Here is an 18,456-nt window from a genome sequence, read left to right as displayed (position 1 = left end):
GCACCTACACATCCCGCACGTTCCCCGCCCGAGCCGCAGCGAGTACGAACGGGCCCAATTCCATGCAGTTGGCCGGGGGGTCGGCACGTCAGGCAACAGGAGGACGCAATGCGCACGAGCATCCGCCGGTCCCAGCGGCTGATGGCCCTCGCGGCCGTTGCCGCGTTGACCACGGGGCTGCTGGCCGGCTGCGCCAAGGACTCGAACGACGGCTCGTCGGACGGCTCCGGCGGCGGAAACGGCAGTGGCAAAGGCAAGATCACGCTGACCATCGGCACCTTCGGCGTCTTCGGCTACAAGCAGGCCGGCCTCTACGACGAGTACATGAAGCTGCATCCGGACATCAACATCAAGGAGAATGTCACCACCCGCACCGACGTCTACTGGCCGAAGGTGCTCACCCGCCTCCAGGCCGGCTCCGGCACCGACGACATCCAGGCCATCGAAGTCGGCAACATCACCGAGGCCGTACAGACGCAGGCGAGCAAGTTCGTCGACCTCGGCAAGGAGGTCGACAAGTCGCAGTGGCTGGACTGGAAGAACGCCCAGGCCACCACCAAGGACGGCAAGCTCATCGGGCTCGGGACCGACATCGGGCCGATGGCCGTCTGCTACCGGAAGGATCTGTTCCAGAAGGCGGGCCTGCCCACCGACCGGACCAAGCTCGCCGAGATGTGGAAGGGCGACTGGGCCAAGTACGTCGACGTCGGCAAGCAGTACATGAAGAAGGCGCCCAAGGGCACCAAGTTCGTGGACTCCGCGTCCTCCGTCTACAACGCGGCCCTCGGCGGCGGTGACGAGCGGTACTACGACAAGGACGGCAACGTCGCCTGGGACAAGTCCGACGGCGTGAAGAACGCCTGGAACGTCGCCATGGACGTCGCCACCAGCGGCATGTCGGCGAAGCTGAAGCAGTTCGACCCGACCTGGGACCAGGGCTACGCCAACGCCACCTTCGCCACCGTCGCCTGCCCGGCCTGGATGATCGGCTACATCGAGCAGAAGTCCGGTGACTCCGGCAAGGGCAAGTGGGACGTGGCGGCGGCGCCCACCGCGGCCAACTGGGGCGGCTCCTTCCTCGGCGTGCCGCTCGCGAGCAAGCACCAGAAGGAGGCCGTCGCGCTGGCCAAGTGGCTGACCGCGCCCGAGCAGCAGGCCAAGGTCTTCGCCAAGCAGGCGAGTTTCCCGTCGACCCCGTCGGCGTACGCGAGCCTGAAGCCGGCCGCGGACACCACGGCGTACTTCTCGAACGCGCCGATCACCCAGATCTTCTCCGACTCGGCGAAGACGATCCCGACGCAGTACTTCGGCATCAAGGACCAGCCGATCAACTCCGCGATCACCGACGTCGGCATCCTCCAGGTCGAGCAGAAGGGCAAGTCGCCGTCCCAGGGCTGGGACGCGGCGTCCAAGGAGATCAAGGACGTGCTCGGCCAGTGACCAGCCCCAAGCAGGCTCTCGCGCATCCCGCGTCGAGCGCCGACACCGCGCCCGGCACCCCGCCGGGCGCGGCGCGGGGCGCTCACGGTCGCGGTACGCCGGCGGGCGCCGACTCCTGGCGCAGCCGGCTGTACCGCTGGGACATGAAGGCGTCGCCCTACGCGTTCGTGTCCCCGTTCTTCGTCCTGTTCGGGGCGTTCACACTGGTCCCGCTGCTGTACACGGCCTGGTACTCGCTGCACGACGTGCAGCTGGCCTCGCTGGACCACCAGACCTGGGCGGGCCTGGACAACTACAAGAACCTCTGGTCCTCGGATTTCTTCTGGAACGCGCTGAAGAACACCCTGACCATCGGTGTCATCTCGACGGTGCCGCAGCTGCTCGCCGCGATCGGGCTCGCACATCTGCTGAACTACCGGCTGCGGGGCTCCACCGTCTGGCGTGTGGTGATGCTGACCCCGTACGCCACCTCGGTGGCCGCGGCGACCCTGGTGTTCACGCTGCTGTACTCGTGGGACGGCGGCATGGTCAACTGGATCCTGCACTTCTTCGGGGTGAACCCCGTCAACTGGCGTGAGTCCGACTGGGGTTCGCAGTTCGCGGTGTCGTCGATCGTGATCTGGCGGTGGACGGGATACAACGCGCTGATCTACCTCGCCGCCATGCAGGCGATCCCGACGGACCTGTACGAGTCGGCGGCGATCGACGGCGCGAACCGCTGGCAGCAGTTCCGGCATGTGACGATCCCGCAGCTGCGCCCGACGATCCTGTTCACGGTCGTGGTCTCCACCATCGGCGCGACCCAGCTCTTCGGCGAGCCGCTGCTGTTCGGCGGGGTCAGCGGGTCCAAGGGCGGCTCCGAGCACCAGTACCAGACGCTCGGCCTGTACATGTACGACCAGGGCTGGATCATCGGCAACCTAGGCAAGGCGTCCGCGATCGCCTGGTCGATGTTCCTGATCCTGCTGATCGTCGCCGCGGTCAATCTGCTGCTCACCCGACGGCTGAGGAAGTCCCAATGACGACGAGTGAACTGAACCTGCCCGCGACGAACGCTCCGAAGGTCAGGCGTCGCCGGGGGATGGGCGCGGGCAAGCAGCTGCACGCGGGCCCGGTGACGTATGTCGTGCTCACCGTCTTCGCGCTGGTCTCGCTCGCCCCGCTGGTGTGGACGGCGATCGCCGCCTCCCGTACCGACCGGCGGCTGGCCGAGACCCCGCCGCCGCTGTGGTTCGGCGGCAACCTGTTCAAGAACCTGCAGACGGCCTGGGACCAGGCGGGGCTGGGCACCGCGATGTTCAACTCGGTGATCGTGGCGGGCACGATCACGGTGAGCACGGTGCTGTTCTCGACCCTGGCCGGCTTCGCCTTCGCCAAGCTCCGGTTCCGCTTCTCCAGCCTGCTGTTGCTGCTGACCATCGGCACGATGATGATCCCGCCGCAACTGGCCGTCGTACCGCTGTACTTGTGGATGTCGGACCTCGGCTGGTCCAACCAGCTGCAGACGGTGATCCTGCCGAGTCTCGTCACCGCCTTCGGTACGTTCTTCATGCGGCAGTACCTGGTGCAGGCGCTGCCGACGGAGCTGATCGAGGCGGCCCGGGTGGACGGGGCGAGCAGCATCCGGATCGTCTGGCACGTGGTCTTCCCGGCGGCGCGCCCGGCCATGGCCGTGCTCGGCCTGCTGACGTTCGTGTTCGCCTGGAACGACTTCCTGTGGCCGATCATCGCCCTGAACCAGCAGAACCCGACCGTGCAGGTGGCCCTGAACTCGCTCGGCACCGGGTACGTCCCCGACCAGGCGGTGATCATGGCGGGCGCCCTGCTGGGCACGCTGCCGCTGCTGATCGCGTTCGTCCTGTTCGGCAAGCAGATCGTGGGCGGGATCATGCAGGGCGCGATCAAGGGCTGACGGTCCGCTGTCCAGGGGCCGGGCCACCGCCGCCCCGGCCCCTCGCACCTCCCCCTCACCTACTACGCCAGGTCTCCTACGATCCCAATGGGAGCGCTTCCATGCCTGAACCCGTTACCTCCGTGACCTTTCCTCCCGCCTTCCTCTGGGGCGCCGCAACCTCGGCTTACCAGATCGAGGGGGCGGTGCGGGAGGACGGCCGCACCCCCTCGATCTGGGACACCTTCAGCCATACGCCGGGAAGGACGGCCGGCGGCGAAACCGGTGACATCGCTGTCGACCACTACCACCGCTACCGCGACGACGTGGCGCTGATGGCGGAGCTGGGCCTGACCGCGTACCGCTTCTCGGTCTCCTGGTCCCGGGTGCAGCCCACCGGCCGGGGCCCCGCGGTCCAGCGCGGCCTGGACTTCTACCGCCGTCTGGTGGACGAACTCCTCGCCCACGGCATCAGGCCGGCGCTCACCCTCTACCACTGGGATCTGCCGCAGGAGCTGGAGGACGCGGGCGGCTGGCCGCAGCGGGACACCGCGTTGCGGTTCGCCGAGTACGCGCGTCTGGTCGGCGAGGCACTGGGCGACCGGGTGGAGCAGTGGATCACCCTCAACGAGCCCTGGTGCAGCGCCTTCCTGGGCTACGGCTCGGGCGTCCACGCCCCCGGCCGTACCGACCCCGCGGCCTCGCTGCGCGCCGCCCACCACCTCAACCTCGCGCACGGCCTGGCGGCGTCGGCCCTGCGCTCGGTGATGCCGGCCCGCAACGAGGTCGCGATCAGCCTCAACTCCTCCGTCGTACGGCCGCTTTCCCAGGACCCGGCCGACCTGGCCGCGGCCCGCCGGATCGACGACCTGGCCAACGGCATCTTCCACGGCCCGATGCTGCACGGGGCGTACCCCGCGTCGCTGCTGGAGGCCACGTCCTCGATCACCGACTGGTCGTACGTCCTGGACGGCGACCCGCGCACGATCAACGTCCCGCTGGACGCGCTGGGCCTGAACTACTACACCCCGGCCCTGGTCTCGGCCGCGTCCGGGAAGATCGAGGGCCCGCGGGCGGACGGCCACGGCGCCAGCGAGCACTCCCCCTGGCCGGGCGCCGACGACGTGCTCTTCCACCAGACTCCGGGCGAGCGTACGGAGATGGGCTGGACGATCGATCCGACGGGTCTGTACGACCTGCTTCTCCGGTACACGCGCGAGGCGCCGGGCCTGCCGCTGTACGTCACGGAGAACGGCGCGGCCTACGACGACAAGCCCGACCCCGACGGCCGCGTCCACGACCCCGAGCGCATCGCCTACCTGCACGGCCACCTGTCCGAGGTCCGCCGCGCGATCACCGACGGCGCCGATGTCCGCGGCTACTACCTGTGGTCCCTGATGGACAACTTCGAGTGGGCGTACGGCTACGGGAAGCGGTTCGGCGCGGTGTACGTCGACTACGCAACGCTGAAGCGGACCCCGAAGTCGAGCGCGCGGTGGTACGGGGAGGCGGCCCGGACCAGGACGCTGCCGGCGGTGGAGTCGGCGGCCTGACACACGTGAAGGGGCGCGGCAATCCCCCCGGATTGCCGCGCCCCTTGTCGCAGGCCCGCCGTCGCGGATCAGTTGAAGGCGCCGAACGCCTTCGAGAAGGCGAACTTGTCCTGGACGATCGAGCTGCAGGTGGGGTCGGCGGAGTTCTTCGCGCCGCCTGCGCACTGCTTGTCGCGGGCGGCGGACCACATGGACAGGCCACCAAGGCCCTTGGACCTGGCGAAGTTCACCAGCTGGGTGGCGTCGTCCACCTTGAAGATCTCGGAGGAGACGTCGTTGACGCCGATCATCGGGGTGACCGCGACCGTCTTCCAGGCGGCGGAGTCGGACAGGCCGAGGACGCTCTTGACCTGGGCCTGGGTGGCCGTCGCGGCCTGCTGGGCGTAGTCGCCCATGTCGCCGTTGTACGAGGCGCCGTAGTCCATCGCCATGATGTTGACGGTGGAGATCTTGACGCCGTTGGACTTGGCGTTGGACAGCAGGTTCACACCGTCCTGGGTGAGGCCCTCGGGCATCACCGGCAGGGTGAAGGAGACGTCCAGGTTCGGGTGCTGGGCCTGGAGCTTGGCGATGGCCTGGGCGCGGCGGGTGTTGGCCGCGGTGTTCGGCAGCGCGCCGCCCTCGACGTCGAAGTCGACCTTGGTCAGCTTGAACGCGTCGACCGCCTTGCCGTACGCCGCCGCCAGCGCGTCCGCCGAGGAGCAGGTGGTGGCGAGTTCGGAGCCGGAGGCACCGCCGAAGGAGACCCGGACGTCACCGCCCTTGGCGCGCAGGGAGCCGATCTGCGCGGCGACGGCGTCGCTGGTCAGGTCGGTCACACCGCCCCACTTGGGGGTGCAGCCGCCGCCGTCGGTGAGGAACGCGAGGTTGTAGTTCTTCACACCGGTCGTGTCGGCCGCGCCGACCAGGTCGAAGGCCGGGTAGAGGGAGGTGTCGACGTACGGGGCGAAGCCGGCGGAGGCGGTGGTACCGGTGCCGGTCCCGCTGCCGGTCGTCCGGGAGGCGGTCGGGGTGGGGGGCGTGGTGCTCTTGGTCGGTGTGGCGGTGGGGGCCGGCGACTGGGTTCCGGTGGGGCGGCCGCTGGGCTCGGGGGTGGCGCCGCCGTCCGCGGAGCACTGGGCGTCGTCGATACGACAGCCCGTCGGGTCGCCGCTGCCGTCGACCACGAAGCCGACGGTCACCGACTTGCCGGGGGCGAGGCCCTCGGTGTCCCACTTGGCGGGCTTCACGGTGACGTGCGAACCGCTGACGCTGGACTCGCCGTTCCACAGCGAGCTGAGCCTGGCGCCCGCCGGGAGGTCGAACTCCAGGGTCCACGTCTTCTCGGTCTGGCCGCTGTTGTTGGTGACGACGTACTGCGCGGTGTACCCGGTCGACCAGTCGCTGGTCCTGGTGTACGCGGCGTTCACGCCGGCCGCGTTGGCGGTGCCGGTGAGCAGGAGCGCGCCACCGCCGACCACAGCCGCGGCCACGAGACCGCCGATCGCCTTGTTCCTGCCACTGATCCTGCGCCGGTGCGTGGTCATGCGCGTGCCTGCCTTCGCTGTTCACGGGGTGAGGTGCGGCAGCACGCTAGCGATCCGGGATCGGGCAAACCGCCCGATCGGGGCGGACGTTGCAGACCTTAGGGTTCGCTTAAGGAAGGGATCGGGGACGATTAATGGTCGAGACCAGTGGGGACCGATTTGCCCGATCGGCGTCTGCGGACGCGGCCCCGCGCCACCGGCCGCCGCCCGTCCAGCTGGAACCAGATCCGCACCTCGGTGCCGCCCAGCACCGACGAGCCGATCCGGACGTCCCCGCCGGTGGACTCGGCGAGCCGGCGCACGATGTCGAGCCCGAGGCCGGTCGAACCGGTGTTCCCGGAGCCGCGGCCACGGGCCATCGCGGCCTCCGGGTCGGGTATGCCGGGGCCCGCGTCGGAGATCAGCATGATCACCGCGTCCTCGCCGTTGTGCACGTCGACCGCGAAGGCGGTGCCCTCGGCGGTGTGCCGGAACACATTGCCGAGCAACGCGTCGAGCGCGGCGGCCAGGTCGGCGCGGGCCACGGGTACGCGCACCGGCCGCTCGACGCCGGCCACCCGCCACTTGCGGCCCTCGTCCTCGGCGAGCGCGGACCAGAACTCCATGCGTTCACGCACCACTTCGGCCGCGTCGCACCCGGCGCCGGGGCCGGGGGCGGCCGTCTGCGGCTTGGCCTCCCGGGCCGTACGGATGATGGTGTCGACCTCGCGCTCCAGCTGGGCGACCGCGGCCCGGGTCTGCTCGGCGGCCGGTCCGCCGCCCAGGGAGGCCGCGTTGAGCCGCAGCACGGTCAGCGGCGTGCGCAGCCGGTGCGAGAGGTCGGCCGCCAGCTCTCTCTCGTTCGCGAGGAGTTGGACGACCTGGTCGGCCATGGAGTTGAAGGCGGCTGCGGCGAGGCGTAGTTCGGTGGGCCCGTCCTCCGGCACCCGGGCGCCCAGCTTGCCCTCGCCCAGATCGTGCGCCCCCCGCGCCAGCCGCTGCGCGGGCCGCACCATGCGCACCCCGAGCCGGTCGGCGACCGCGACCGAGCCGACGATCAGCGCGAGGCCGACGGCCGCGAGCACCGCCCAGGCCGTGCCGACGCCGTGGGTCATCTCGGACTCGGGGACGTACACCTCGACGACCGCGATGTCCCCGGAGCCCAGCGCGACCGGCTGGAGCAGGGCGGAGCCGCCGGCCACGGAGGTGGTGGAGGCCCGGCCCAGTTTCCGTACGGCCTGGATGTCGGGGTCGGCGGCGCGCTGCCGGCCGAGGTCCAGGGCTGGCCGGCCGCCCCCGGCGGGCAGATGAACGGCCATCCCGGAGTCGGCGCCGGCCGAGGCCACGACGCGCTCCAGCTTGTCCCGGTCGGTGGTGATGGACAGCGCGGGCGCGACCGCGGCGGCCTCCCGCTCGGCGTTGGAGAACGCCCGGTCGCGGGCCATCTCCTTGACGACCAGGCCGAGCGGGACCGCGAAGGCGACCACGACCATGGTGGTGACCGCCAGGCAGACCTTGACCAGGGCCCATCTCATCGCACCGGCTCCCCCTCCGCTGCTGGTTCCGTGGGCGGTTCGAGCTTCACACCGACACCCCGGAGCGTGTGCAGATAGCGGGGCCGGGCGGCCGTCTCCCCCAGTTTCCGGCGCAACCAGGACAGATGGACGTCGATGGTCTGGTCGTCGCCGTAGGACTGCTGCCAGACCTCGGCGAGCAGTTCCCTGCGCGGGACGACCACCCCGGGGCGGCCGGCGAGGAAGGCGAGCAGGTCGAACTCGCGGCGGGTGAGGTCGAGGCGGACCCCGTCCAGTTCGGCCTGGCGGCGCAGCGGGTCGACGGTCAGGCCGCCTACGCGCAGAACGCTGGACGGCGGGGTCTCGCCGCCCGCCGATCGGGCCCGGCGCAGCACGGCCGCGATCCGCGCGGAGAGGTGCTCGACGGAGAACGGCTTGGTCAGGTAGTCGTCCGCACCGGCGTTGAGCAGCCGGACGATCTCCGTCTCGTCGTCCCGGGCGGTGGCGATGATCACAGGGACGTCCGTGATGCCGCGCAGCATCTTCAGTGCCTCGGAGCCGTCCAGATCCGGCAGTCCGAGGTCCAGGATGACCACGTCGAAACGGAAGTGGGCGACCTCGCGCAGCGCCTCCAGTGCCGTACCGACGCTGCGCACGGTGTGTGCGGCCTCGGTCAGATGCCGGATGAGCGCCGAGCGTACGAACTGGTCGTCCTCGACCACGAGCACACTTGCCATGCGCCGCACCGTACGCCATGCGGCCCACACCGGACGGGCGCCTGTGGACAACTCGGGGCATGTGCGCACGGCGGTCCCCCTGAGGCAGTATGGCCCGCGATGCGCAGAGGACTCGTACACGTACTGGCGTGGCTGCTCGCGACGGGAGCGGCGGTCACGCTGTCGTGGTGGGGTGTGCACACGGTGATGGCCGGAACTGCGTACGACCCGCCGCGCGCCCTGCCGGTCACGGCCGCCGACGCGACGACCCAGGGTTCGAAGGCCCTGCCCTCGCCGGCACGGCGCCCGTCTCCGTCGAGGCGGCCGTCGACCGGCCCGGCGGCACCGACCCGGACACCCGTGCGGTCACCGGATCCCGCCCCCGCCGCCCCCGCGTCCGGCCAGGTCAAGTCGTACGACACCGACGGCGGCCGGGCGGTGTTCGACCTGGGTCCGTCCAGCGCCACGCTCGTCTCGGCGACGCCGGGGACCGGCTGGTCGATGCAGGTGTGGAAGACGGAGACCTGGATCCGGGTGGAGTTCAGCCGGGGCACGGACCGGGTGTCGGTGATGTGCACCTGGCACGACGGGCCGCCGCATGTGGACATCGGGAACTACTGAGCCGGTGGCGGGCCGCTGAGTTCACCGGAACACCGAGGGCGGCGGGGCCGGCGAGGCCACGGCCGCCGCGTCCGTCACCGGGACCGCGCCGCCCGTGAAGTCCATGAGCGGCTTGCCGTGTTCGACCCGGCCCGGGTGCGGGTCGGAGGCGGCGCGGCGGGTGAGTTCGGCGACCGGGAGCGGGGCGTCGGAGGCGACCAGGACGGCGTTGCCGAAGCGCTTGCCGCGCAGCACGGCCGGGTCGGCGATCAGCGCGAGCTCGGCGAACCGGGCGGCGGCTGTGGCGATCTGGCCGCGCAGATGGGCGAGCGGCGGGCCGTCGGCGAGGTTCGCGGCGTAGACCCCGGACGGCTTCAGGGCCCGGCGGACCTCGTCCAGGAACTCGGTGGAGGTGAGATGGGCCGGGGTGCGGGCGCCGCTGAAGACGTCCGCGATGATCAGGTCCGCCCAGCCGTCCGGCACCTTGGCGAGGCCCGCGCGGGCGTCCGCCGATCTGACCCGGATCCGGGCGTTCGGGTCCAACGGCAGCTCCCGGCGGACCAGTTGGACCAGGCCGGCGTCGCGCTCGACGACCTGCTGGGTGGACCGGGGCCGGGTGGCGGCGGCGTACCGGGCGAGGGTGAACGCGCCGCCGCCGAGATGCACGACGTGCACGGGCTTGCCGGGCGGGGCGACGAGGTCGATGACATGGCCGAGCCGGCGCTGGTACTCGAAGGAGAGGTACCCGGGGTCGTCCAGGTCGACGTGGGACTGGGGCGCGCCGTCGATCAGCAGCGTCCAGGCGCGGCCCCGGTCGGGGTCGGGCACGAGCTGCGCGAGCCCGCCGTCGACCGCCTCCACGACGGCTTCCTCGGCCGCCGATCTGCGCCGGGTGTTCCTGGACCTGCCCATCGGACCATCTTCGCAGGCCCCCGGGGCGCCTGCCGCATCGGCGGCGGTCGGCTCGGGCGGCGGGCCCGGACCGCTTCACTGGCAGCCGTCGGCCGCCTCGATCATCCGGGCCGCCTCTCCGAGCGCCCGGCGCAGCACCACCGGGTCGGTGGCGAGGTCGGCCTCGCCGGGCGGCAGCAGCCAGTCGGAGCCCTTCACCGGCGGCTCGGGGGCCAGCCTGAGTCCGCGGCCGTCGGTCTCCGTACAGGTGCTGCCCGGCACGTCCCAGCCGGCCGCCGTGCCCGCCGGGACCAGAAAGCCGAGGGTGGCGCAGCCGCCGTCGTGCAGCACGGGCCCCATCGCCTCACCGGCGCCGCGCCGCAGGATGTCGACCGCCTCCAGGCCCTGCCGGGCCGGTACCGTCACGAGGTCACAGGCCGCCGCGTCCACGCGGCCTCCCTCGCCCGACGACGGCGACGTACAAGGTTCGTTGCTCTGGCTGGACTCCCTGGTCTCCATGCCGGCCTCCACCACACAGCCAAGTCGCGGTCCATGGAATCCAACGCGCGAGGGCGTCAACGGCTACGGCACAAGTGCGCCGCAAAGGATGGCACTTCATGGCAGATCGTGGATGAGATATCCGGTTTGTAGCCAAACACAGCGTGGCGAGTCCTTCACAGCAGGTACGTTCATGCCCGCCGGAACCAGGGCGTCACTCGGACAACTCGTCCCGAATCCGCCCCGGCCACCGGCAATGGTTCGACGGTTCGCACGAGAGGACCCGGCCATGGCGTCGTCAACCGAGACCTCGTCACAGCCCGAACGGCCACCCCGGCCGAACCTCGCCTTCCGGCGACTGCGCGGCAGGCGTTCACCGGCCGAGTTCGCGGCGCTCGTACGACGCGCCGCGCGCGAGATCGGTGAGCGGGTGAGCTGTGACGCGCGTTACGTCGGCAGGGTCGAGGCGGGCGAGATCCGCTGCCCGAACTACGCCTACGAACGGGTGTTCCTGCACATGTTCCCCGGCCGTACGCTCACCGACCTCGGCTTCGCGCCCCGTTCGGCCGTCCGCGGCCGCGGGGCGCGTACGGCGGGGGTATCCGGGGAACCCGTCGCCGCGCAGGCACCCGGTGAGACACGGGTGGCTGTCGAACCGTATGACACGCAGGACCCGTACGGCGCGCCAGGACCGTACGTGAAAGACCATCCGAACCACGAGGAGAGCGACGTGCTGCGTCGCGCATTCATGACCGGCGGCGGCGCCACGGTGGCCGCCGCCACGCTGGGCCCGCTGGGGCTCACCACGGACGCCGCGGCCGCGGTCCGGACCACTCGCCGGCCCGGGACCCCGGAGGCGCTCGCCCTGGAGGAGGCCGTCCGCCGGATCCGGCTGCTCGACGACCGGCACGGCGCGGACGGCCTGTACCGGCGCGCGGCGGCTCCGTTGCGCGCCGCCTACGCGCTGCTGGACGCGGGCGCGACCCGGCAGACCACCGCGGAACGGCTCCACTCGGGCGCCGGTGAACTCGCCATCTCCGTGGGCTGGCTGGCGCACGACTCCGGCCGCTTCGACGACGCCCGCTCGCACTACGCGGAGGCGCTGGCCACGGCCCGTATGACCGGGGACGCGGCGCTGGAGGCGCACGCCTTCTGCAACACCGCGTTCCTGGCGCGGGACGCCGGCCGCCCCCGGGAGGCGGTCCGCGCCGCGCAGGCCGCACAGCGCGCGGCCGCTCCGCTGGGTTCGGCGCGCCTGATGTCCCTGCTCGCGCTGCGGGAAGCCGGCGGCTGGGCGGGGCTCGCCGACCGCACCGGCTGTGAACAGGCGCTCGTCCGGGCCCAGACCCTCTTCGCGCGGGGCCGCTCGGAGGCCGACCCGGAGTGGATGAGCTTCTACGGAGAGGCCGAGCTGGAGGGGCTGGAGGCGCAGTGCTGGTCCACGCTGGGCGACTGGCGGCGGGCGGCCCGGCACGCGCGCCGGGCGACGCATCTGCAGGATCCGCACTTCACGCGCAACATCGCGCTCTACACCGCCGAGCTGGCCGACGATCTCGCCCGTGAGGGCCGTCCGGACGAGGCGGCCGCCGCGGGCTTGCAGGCGCTGGCCCTGCTGGACGAGGTCCAGTCCTCGCGTATTCAGAGCATGCTGGCGGGAACGGCGCGGGTGCTGCTGCCTCATCGGCGGGCGTCGGGGGTCTCCGAGTTCCTTGACCGGCATGCCGCTGTGCCGAGAACGGGGAGGGCGTAGGCGGTACAGGAGGGGTGTGGCTATCCCGCCAAGTGCCCCAGGTCGTTCCAGCTCTCGATCGCCGGCTCCCCGTACGCCCAGCCCAGCACCGAGAGCGAGGTCGGGTTCAGGCGGATCCGCGCCGCGAAGTCCAACGGCAGGCCCAGCCACCGCGCGCCTATGGAGCGGAGGATGTGGCCGTGGGCGAAGACCAGGACGTCGCGGTCGGCCGAGCGGGCCCAGGACACCACCTCGTCCGCGCGTGCGGTGACGTCGGCGAGGGTCTCCCCCTCGGGGACCCCGTCCCGCCAGATCAGCCAGCCGGGCCGCACGGCCTGGATCTCGGCCGGCGTCATGCCCTCGTAGGCGCCGTAGTCCCACTCCATGAGCGTGTCCCAGGTGGTGGCCCGGTCGCCGAAACCGGCGAGTTCGCACGTCTCACGCGCGCGTGCCAGCGGACTGGTGCGCACCTCAGCCCCGGGCAGTCCGTCCAGCGGCGCGCGGTGCAGTCGCTCGCCGAGCAGCTTGGCTCCCCGCCGGCCCTCCTCCAGCAGCGGCACGTCGGTCCTGCCGGTGTGCTTGCCGGACAGTGACCATTCCGTCTGTCCGTGCCGGGCCAGCAGGATGCGCGGTGCCATGAGAGACCTTTCCGGAAGCGAAGGGGACCCTCTCATCATCGCTCACCCCCGGTCGGGGCAACCCGGGGGGCGATCCCGGCGTCTTTGTGGGCCGGAGCGCCCTCATGGGCGGAATACGCACGCCGTAAAGTGGCACGGTCGCCCTCCGGGGCGCGCCGCACAGCGACGAGGGGGAGGGCGATCGGATGCCGCAGACCGAGACACCGGGCACCGAGGTGCTCCCGCGTACCCGGCTGCGCTGGTGGACCGAGCTGCCCCTGATCCTCCTCGTCTACGGCTGCTACTCGGCCGGCCGCCTCCTCGCCCGCGGTGACGTCTCCTCCGCCGTCGACCACGGCCTGGCGATCCTGCGCATCGAGAAGGCCCTGAGCCTCAACGCCGAGCACCCGCTCAACCGGCTGTTCACGCGCGAACCCTGGCTCGGGATACCGGCCGACTTCTGGTACGCCTCGCTGCACTACCTGGTCACGCCCGCCATCCTCGTCTGGCTGTTCCGGACCCGCGCCGAGCACTACCGGCGGGCCCGCACCTGGCTGATGGCGTCCACGTTCATCGGCCTGATCGGCTTCACCCTGCTGCCGACCTGCCCGCCCCGGCTGCTCTCCGCCGGCCACGGTTTCGTGGACACCATGGCCCACTACAGCTCGTACGGCTGGTGGGGCGGCGAGGCGAGCGCGCCGCGCGGCATGGGCGGGATGACCAACCAGTACGCGGCCATGCCGAGCCTGCACGTCGGCTGGGCGCTGTGGTGCGGAGTGATGCTGTGGCGGCACGGCGGCACGCGCGTGGCGAAGATCCTCGGCGTCCTGTATCCGCTGGGCACCGCGCTCGTGGTCATGGGCACCGCCAACCACTACTTCCTCGACGCGGTCGCGGGCGTCGCCGTGATGGGCGTCGGCCTGCTGCTCGCGCCGCGCGTGACGCAGGCCGTGGATCTGGTCCGGGCCCGGCTGTTCCCGCGCCGCACACCGGTCACGGACGGCACGGGTTCCCCGATTGTCAGTGCCGGATGCCAGACTTCCGCGGGTGAGCGAATTCCACGGCAGCGCGAGTCGCGGCTCGACGCCGGGGCCGAACCGGACGCCTCCCCCAGCGACGCGGGAGAAGGGGCTCCGGCACCGGCTCGCTGAGCTGCGCGGTCCCGACGTACCGGCCAAGGCCCTGGACGCGCGCGCCCTCGCGGCGCTCGCCGCGAACCCCGGGTGCGCGCGGCGGGCGATCCTGGACGGCGCCGGGGTGGACAAGGCGCGGCTGGCGAGCGCGCTGGGCGCGCCCTCCGGCTTCGGGCAGTCGCAGTTCGCGCTGACGCGCGGGAACGCGTTCGAGGCGAAGGTGAAGGCCGACGGCGGCGCGGAGCTGCTGCGGCTGGCGCACGCCCGCCTCGACCCGGGCGCCGAACCCCCGGCCGCGGCCGCCGTACCCGACCTGACCGCGCACGGCCCCGAAGGGCGTACGGCCCGTACGGCGCTGGCGCTGCGCGAGGCCACGCAGGCGGGCGGCTGGACCCTGCTGGACCATCCGATGCTCGCCCTGGACGTGGCGGGCTCGCTCGCCTTCCTGGAGCCGGACGCGGTGGTGGTGCACCCGGACGGCAGCTGGTCCGTGGTGGAGATCAAGTCCTTCCCGATGCTGGACGGTTCGGCGGACCCGGCGAAGGTCGGCGCGGCGGCCCGGCAGGCGGCGGTGTACGTGCTGGCCCTGGAGACGGTCGCCGCGCGGCTCGGCGCGGAGCCGGAGGGGCGCGCCGGTGTCGAGGAGGCATGGGGGTCCCCCCGCTCATGGGGGTCCCCCCGCTCGAGCGAAGCCGAGAGTGGGGGAGAAGCCGCGAGTGGGGGAGAAGCCGAGAGTGGGGGAGAGGCCGAGAGTGAGGGAGCGCGCAGGCCCGAAGGGTTGAGCACGGTCGCCTCCTCGACACCGGCTGAGGCACCCCGGAGCCGGAGCGCCCAAGACCACGCGCCCGCCCCGGTCGTACGGCACCGGATCCTGCTGGTGTGCCCGAAGGACTTCTCCAACCTGCCCGCGGCGTCCGCCGTCGACATCCGCAAGCAGCGCGCGGTCACCGCCCGTCAGCTGGCCCGGCTCACCCGGATCGAGGAGATCGCCCAGACCCTGCCCGAGGGCACGTGCTTCGCACCCGACCGCAGCGCCGAGGAGCTGACGGCGGCCGTGGCGGCGGTCCCGGCGACGTACGCGCCCGAGTGCCTGTCCGCGTGCGAACTGGCCTTCCACTGCCGGGAACGCTCCCGCGAGGAAGGTGCCGTCACCCGCCTGGGCCGGCCGCTGCGCGCGGAACTGGGCGGTCTGACCACGGTCGAGGACGTCCTCGCGGCGGCCCGCGGCGAGCAGGGCGACCCGGACGACCCTGCCGTCGCGGCCCTGCGCCGGGCGGCGGCCCTGCGCGCGGAGGCCCTGGCGAGCGCGGCGGTGTCGAGGGACGCAGGCCACCGGGAGGTCGCCCCGTGTCCCTGATCGCGACCCTTGCCCGGCTGGAGGCCGTCAGCAGCGGCCGGGCCCAGCCCGCCGCGACCGTCCGGCACCGCCATCTGTCCCCGCGCCCGCTGGTGTTCGTGCCGCTCACCACCGCCGGTGAGGCGGGCGCCCCGCTCGGCGCCCTGGTCGGCACCGACCGGGACGCGCCACGTCTGCTGGTCGTACCGCAGCCCCGAGACCGCGATCTGCGCTTCTCCTTCCTCGCCGACCTGGCCGATGTCGTCCTGCCGTACATCGACTCCTTCGCCGGGTCCGTGGAGGCGGCCGAGCGCACCGAGACCGACCCGGAGACCGGCAAGCGGGTCAAGGTCGAGGTGGAACTGTGCGCGGACGCTCCCCAGCTGATCGTGCCGAGCCGCGCGGGCCTGGACTTCGTACGGCTGCTGGGCCGCTCGATGCGGTTCCGCCGGACCGCCGAGCAGGACCCGGACGCCCCGTATCCGGCGCCGCCCCGGGTGCCGCTGCTCGGCCGCTGGCTGACCCACTACGGCGAGCGCTCCCGCGTCCCCGGCTCCTCCCTCCTGCTCGCCCTGACCGACGTGCTGTCCCGGCACTGGGCGAGCGGTCAGTCCAGCCTGGAGGACCAGCACCTGGGCGCGCTGCTCGCCTGGATCGACCCTCCGGAGGGCGAGTCGGGCGCCGAGGCCGCGCGCCGGGCCGAGCTCGCCCGTGACGCCGCCGGCCAGTTGCTGTGCCCGCCGGCCGGACCCGCCACCGACCCGGCGTTCGACAACAAGCTGCTGGCCCCGGCCATCGAGCGCTACGACCGCGCGCGCACCGCCCTCGCCGCCGCCGAGGACGCCCTGGCCGCCGACGACCGGCTGGCCGCGCTCACGGCGGCCGAGCGGGAGATCCGCGACCTGGTGGAGAGCCGCACCCGGCCCACCTGGGACGCGGTGTGGCGGGGCCTGGACCTGCTGCGGGCACTGCCGGAGGGCGCGCATGTGGAGGAGCGCTGGACCCGCGACCGCTGGTCCTTCACCGGGCACCGCGACCGGGTGCTGGCGGGCGAGCCCCCGCAGCCGCGCCGGGACGACGCGGTGACGGCGGCGAACAAGCTGGCCACGCGCGAGCGCGAGCAGGCCCGGCTGGAGGCTCAGGAGGCGCTGGACGACCCGCTGGTGATGGCGGGCCGGCGGCTGGCCGGGGAGGCGTTCGCGGGCGAGGTGACCGATGTCGTCATGGCGTACAGCGAGGGCAGGCGGCCGAGCCCGCGCCCGCTGGTGACGGTCCGCACGGACGACCGGCCGCATCTCGCCGAGCGGGCGCGGGTGTACCGCTCGCTGGGCGGCAAGCCGCAGTCGGCGGAGTTCGCCGGGTACGAGGGCTCCTCGGACGGGGGTGTGCTGGTCCTACGCATCCTGGACAAGATGGGGCGCGGCAAGGAGCCGGAGCCCGGTTCGGTGCCGGAGAAGGGCGACCGGATCTGCTTCACCCTGTTCGAGCACGAGCAGCGCGGCGGCGCGAAGCTGCCCGACCCGGAGGAGACCCCGTGGACCCACGGCGGCCCGCCGGGTGAGGCCGGGTCGGAGGCCGCCGACCCCATCACCGAGGAGGACGTGCTGTGACGACGGTCGACTTCGACCCCGGAGCCGCTGCCGCCCGCGCCACCGACGCGATCCTCCACGACACCCTGCACGGCACCGAGCGCGGTGTGGTCGTGGACTCCCCGCCCGGCGCCGGCAAGTCGACGCTCGTGGTCCGCGCGGCCCTCGAACTGGCCGAGGCGGGCCGCCCGCTGATGGTGGTCGCGCAGACGAACGCCCAGGTGGACGATCTCGTCCTGCGGCTCGCCGAGAAGAACCCGGACCTGCCGGTCGGCCGCCTGCACAGCAGCGACACCGACCCCTACGACAAGGCGCTGGACGAGCAGCCGCAGGTCCGCACGTCCGCGAAGGCGGCCGACCTGAACGGCCTGCCGGTGGTCCTCTCCACGGCCGCGAAGTGGGCGCACGTCAAGGTGGAGGAACCCTGGCGGCACGCGATCGTGGACGAGGCGTACCAGATGCGCTCCGACTCCCTGCTGGCCGTGGCGGGCCTGTTCGAGCGGGCGCTGTTCGTCGGCGACCCCGGGCAGCTGGACCCGTTCGCGATCGTCGGCAGCGAGCAGTGGGCGGGCCTGTCGTACGACCCCTCGGCCTCCGCGGTGACCACCCTGCTGGCCCACAACCCCGGCCTGCCCCAGCACCGCCTCCCGGTCTCCTGGCGCCTCCCGGCCTCCGCGGCCCCCCTGGTCTCGGACGCGTTCTACCCGTACACCCCGTTCCGCAGCGGCACCGGCCACGGCGACCGCCGGCTGACCTTCGCGGTCCCCTCGGACGGCTCCGGCCCGGACCAGGTGATCGACGAGGCGGCGGAGTCCGGCTGGGGCCTGCTGGAACTGCCCGCACGGCACACCCCGCGCACGGACCCCGAGGCGGTGCGGGCAGTGGCCGCGGTCGTACGCCGCCTGCTGGACAGAGGCGGCGCGGCGCTCTCCGAGCGCTCGGACGATCCCGCTCCCCTCACCGCCGACCGCATCGCCGTCGGCACGGCCCACCGCGACCAGGCGGCGGCGGTCCGTACGGCGCTCGCCGAGCTGGGCGTGGCGGACGTCACGGTGGACACCGCGAACCGTCTCCAGGGCCGGGAGTACGACGTCACGGTCGTCCTGCACCCGCTCTCCGGCCGCCCCGACGCCACCGCCTTCCACCTGGAGACCGGCCGCCTGTGCGTCCTGGCCTCCCGGCACCGCCACGCCTGCATCGTGGTCTGCCGCGCGGGCGTCGGCGACCTCCTGGACGACTACCCGTCCACGGAACCGGTCCAGCTGGGCACGCTGGTGAAGTTCCCGGACGGCTGGGAGGCGAATCACGCCGTGCTGGCGCATCTGGCGGAACACCGGGTGGGCTGGCGGACGTGACCGGCGCCCCGGCACCTGGCCGACGAGCGCCGAGCTCATCGCCGCCACTTCGCCGGACGGAGTCCGGCACGCCGCCGGAGGCGGCCATT

General features: G+C 72.6%; 16 protein-coding genes. 10 read left to right on the top strand and 6 right to left on the bottom strand.

What is annotated here, in order from left to right; genetic code table 11:
* Positions 1–108 precede the first annotated feature (108 nt).
* The 4 genes from ACZ418_RS01070 to ACZ418_RS01055 all read left to right on the top strand — a co-directional run bounded on the left by ACZ418_RS01070 (position 109) and on the right by ACZ418_RS01055 (position 4,884).
* The gene (locus ACZ418_RS01070) at positions 109–1,440 is read left to right on the top strand and encodes an ABC transporter substrate-binding protein (RefSeq protein ID WP_468354980.1); all 1,332 of its coding nucleotides are present in this window, start codon (positions 109–111) and stop codon (positions 1,438–1,440) included.
* The gene (locus ACZ418_RS01065) at positions 1,437–2,462 is read left to right on the top strand and encodes a carbohydrate ABC transporter permease (RefSeq protein WP_468354977.1); all 1,026 of its coding nucleotides are present in this window, start codon (positions 1,437–1,439) and stop codon (positions 2,460–2,462) included. The genes ACZ418_RS01070 and ACZ418_RS01065 overlap by 4 nt, the downstream gene beginning before the upstream one ends.
* Entirely contained in the window at positions 2,459–3,352 is an 894-nt protein-coding gene (locus ACZ418_RS01060) for a carbohydrate ABC transporter permease (RefSeq protein ID WP_468354974.1), read from the top strand. The genes ACZ418_RS01065 and ACZ418_RS01060 overlap by 4 nt, the downstream gene beginning before the upstream one ends.
* Before the next feature lie 101 nt (positions 3,353–3,453).
* Positions 3,454–4,884 (top strand): GH1 family beta-glucosidase, encoded by a 1,431-nt coding sequence (locus ACZ418_RS01055; protein WP_468354971.1) that lies wholly within the window; start codon positions 3,454–3,456, stop codon positions 4,882–4,884.
* Positions 4,885–4,952: 68 nt separating this feature from the next.
* Here the strand turns inward: ACZ418_RS01055 and ACZ418_RS01050 are convergent, their stop codons facing one another.
* The 3 genes from ACZ418_RS01050 to ACZ418_RS01040 all read right to left on the bottom strand — a co-directional run bounded on the left by ACZ418_RS01050 (position 4,953) and on the right by ACZ418_RS01040 (position 8,640).
* Positions 4,953–6,410 (bottom strand): glycoside hydrolase family 18 protein, encoded by a 1,458-nt coding sequence (locus ACZ418_RS01050; RefSeq protein ID WP_468354968.1) that lies wholly within the window; start codon positions 6,408–6,410, stop codon positions 4,953–4,955.
* Between the two features lie 131 nt (positions 6,411–6,541).
* A complete protein-coding gene (locus tag ACZ418_RS01045; protein ID WP_468354965.1) occupies positions 6,542–7,924 on the bottom strand; it encodes a sensor histidine kinase in 1,383 nt (460 codons plus the stop codon).
* Complete coding sequence (locus tag ACZ418_RS01040) at positions 7,921–8,640, bottom strand: response regulator transcription factor (RefSeq protein ID WP_468354962.1); 720 nt, start codon at positions 8,638–8,640, stop codon at positions 7,921–7,923. Before ACZ418_RS01040 ends, ACZ418_RS01045 begins: the two co-directional genes overlap by 4 nt.
* Positions 8,641–8,739: 99 nt before the next feature.
* On the opposite strand from ACZ418_RS01040, the gene ACZ418_RS01035 reads away from it, so the two are divergent.
* Positions 8,740–9,240 (top strand): hypothetical protein, encoded by a 501-nt coding sequence (locus tag ACZ418_RS01035; RefSeq protein WP_468354959.1) that lies wholly within the window; start codon positions 8,740–8,742, stop codon positions 9,238–9,240.
* Positions 9,241–9,261: 21 nt separating this feature from the next.
* On the opposite strand, the gene ACZ418_RS01030 is transcribed toward ACZ418_RS01035, so the two are convergent.
* Positions 9,262–10,131 carry a spermidine synthase gene (locus ACZ418_RS01030; RefSeq protein WP_468354956.1) on the bottom strand — a complete coding sequence of 290 codons (870 nt, stop codon included), beginning with the start codon at positions 10,129–10,131 and terminating at the stop codon, positions 9,262–9,264.
* Between the two features lie 75 nt (positions 10,132–10,206).
* Positions 10,207–10,629: a hypothetical protein gene (locus tag ACZ418_RS01025; RefSeq protein WP_468354953.1), complete on the bottom strand. Its 423-nt coding sequence runs from the start codon at positions 10,627–10,629 to the stop codon at positions 10,207–10,209.
* 268 nt (positions 10,630–10,897) lie between these two features.
* Between ACZ418_RS01025 and ACZ418_RS01020 the strand changes: the two genes are divergently transcribed.
* Entirely contained in the window at positions 10,898–12,358 is a 1,461-nt protein-coding gene (locus tag ACZ418_RS01020; protein ID WP_468354951.1) for a hypothetical protein, read from the top strand.
* 20 nt (positions 12,359–12,378) lie between these two features.
* On the opposite strand, the gene ACZ418_RS01015 is transcribed toward ACZ418_RS01020, so the two are convergent.
* Positions 12,379–12,975, bottom strand: a complete 597-nt coding sequence (locus ACZ418_RS01015) for a histidine phosphatase family protein (protein ID WP_468354948.1) — start codon at positions 12,973–12,975, stop codon at positions 12,379–12,381.
* 185 nt (positions 12,976–13,160) lie between these two features.
* On the opposite strand from ACZ418_RS01015, the gene ACZ418_RS01010 reads away from it, so the two are divergent.
* Genes ACZ418_RS01010 through ACZ418_RS00995 form a run of 4 tightly spaced genes read left to right on the top strand, consistent with a single transcriptional unit; the run spans position 13,161 to position 18,367 of the window.
* On the top strand, positions 13,161–14,105 hold the full coding sequence (locus ACZ418_RS01010; protein WP_468354945.1) for a phosphatase PAP2 family protein: 945 nt from the start codon (positions 13,161–13,163) through the stop codon (positions 14,103–14,105).
* Between the two features lies 1 nt (position 14,106).
* Positions 14,107–15,444, top strand: coding sequence for a hypothetical protein (locus ACZ418_RS01005; RefSeq protein ID WP_468356827.1), 1,338 nt, complete (start codon positions 14,107–14,109; stop codon positions 15,442–15,444).
* Positions 15,435–17,033, top strand: coding sequence for a hypothetical protein (locus ACZ418_RS01000; RefSeq protein WP_468354942.1), 1,599 nt, complete (start codon positions 15,435–15,437; stop codon positions 17,031–17,033). The genes ACZ418_RS01005 and ACZ418_RS01000 overlap by 10 nt, the downstream gene beginning before the upstream one ends.
* Positions 17,030–18,367 carry an AAA domain-containing protein gene (locus ACZ418_RS00995; protein ID WP_468354939.1) on the top strand — a complete coding sequence of 446 codons (1,338 nt, stop codon included), beginning with the start codon at positions 17,030–17,032 and terminating at the stop codon, positions 18,365–18,367. Before ACZ418_RS01000 ends, ACZ418_RS00995 begins: the two co-directional genes overlap by 4 nt.
* Positions 18,368–18,456 lie beyond the last annotated feature (89 nt).

This window comes from Streptomyces sp. NPDC030820, assembly GCF_055572075.1.
The sequence above is the reverse complement of the archived record's forward strand: the minus strand, read 5'-3'. Positions and strand labels throughout refer to the sequence as shown.

What these genes read in the sequence shown, in the direction of transcription:
- ACZ418_RS01070 (WP_468354980.1), top strand. Translation starts at nt 109, where the DNA reads ATGCGCACGAGCATCCGCCGGTCCCAGCGGCTGATGGCCCTCGCGGCC.
- ACZ418_RS01060 (WP_468354974.1), top strand. Translation starts at nt 2,459, where the DNA reads ATGACGACGAGTGAACTGAACCTGCCCGCGACGAACGCTCCGAAGGTC.
- ACZ418_RS01055 (WP_468354971.1), top strand. Translation starts at nt 3,454, where the DNA reads ATGCCTGAACCCGTTACCTCCGTGACCTTTCCTCCCGCCTTCCTCTGG.
- ACZ418_RS01050 (WP_468354968.1), bottom strand. Translation starts at nt 6,410, where the DNA reads ATGACCACGCACCGGCGCAGGATCAGTGGCAGGAACAAGGCGATCGGC.
- ACZ418_RS01045 (WP_468354965.1), bottom strand. Translation starts at nt 7,924, where the DNA reads ATGAGATGGGCCCTGGTCAAGGTCTGCCTGGCGGTCACCACCATGGTC.
- ACZ418_RS01040 (WP_468354962.1), bottom strand. Translation starts at nt 8,640, where the DNA reads ATGGCAAGTGTGCTCGTGGTCGAGGACGACCAGTTCGTACGCTCGGCG.
- ACZ418_RS01035 (WP_468354959.1), top strand. Translation starts at nt 8,740, where the DNA reads ATGCGCAGAGGACTCGTACACGTACTGGCGTGGCTGCTCGCGACGGGA.
- ACZ418_RS01030 (WP_468354956.1), bottom strand. Translation starts at nt 10,131, where the DNA reads ATGGGCAGGTCCAGGAACACCCGGCGCAGATCGGCGGCCGAGGAAGCC.
- ACZ418_RS01025 (WP_468354953.1), bottom strand. Translation starts at nt 10,629, where the DNA reads ATGGAGACCAGGGAGTCCAGCCAGAGCAACGAACCTTGTACGTCGCCG.
- ACZ418_RS01020 (WP_468354951.1), top strand. Translation starts at nt 10,898, where the DNA reads ATGGCGTCGTCAACCGAGACCTCGTCACAGCCCGAACGGCCACCCCGG.
- ACZ418_RS01015 (WP_468354948.1), bottom strand. Translation starts at nt 12,975, where the DNA reads ATGGCACCGCGCATCCTGCTGGCCCGGCACGGACAGACGGAATGGTCA.
- ACZ418_RS01010 (WP_468354945.1), top strand. Translation starts at nt 13,161, where the DNA reads ATGCCGCAGACCGAGACACCGGGCACCGAGGTGCTCCCGCGTACCCGG.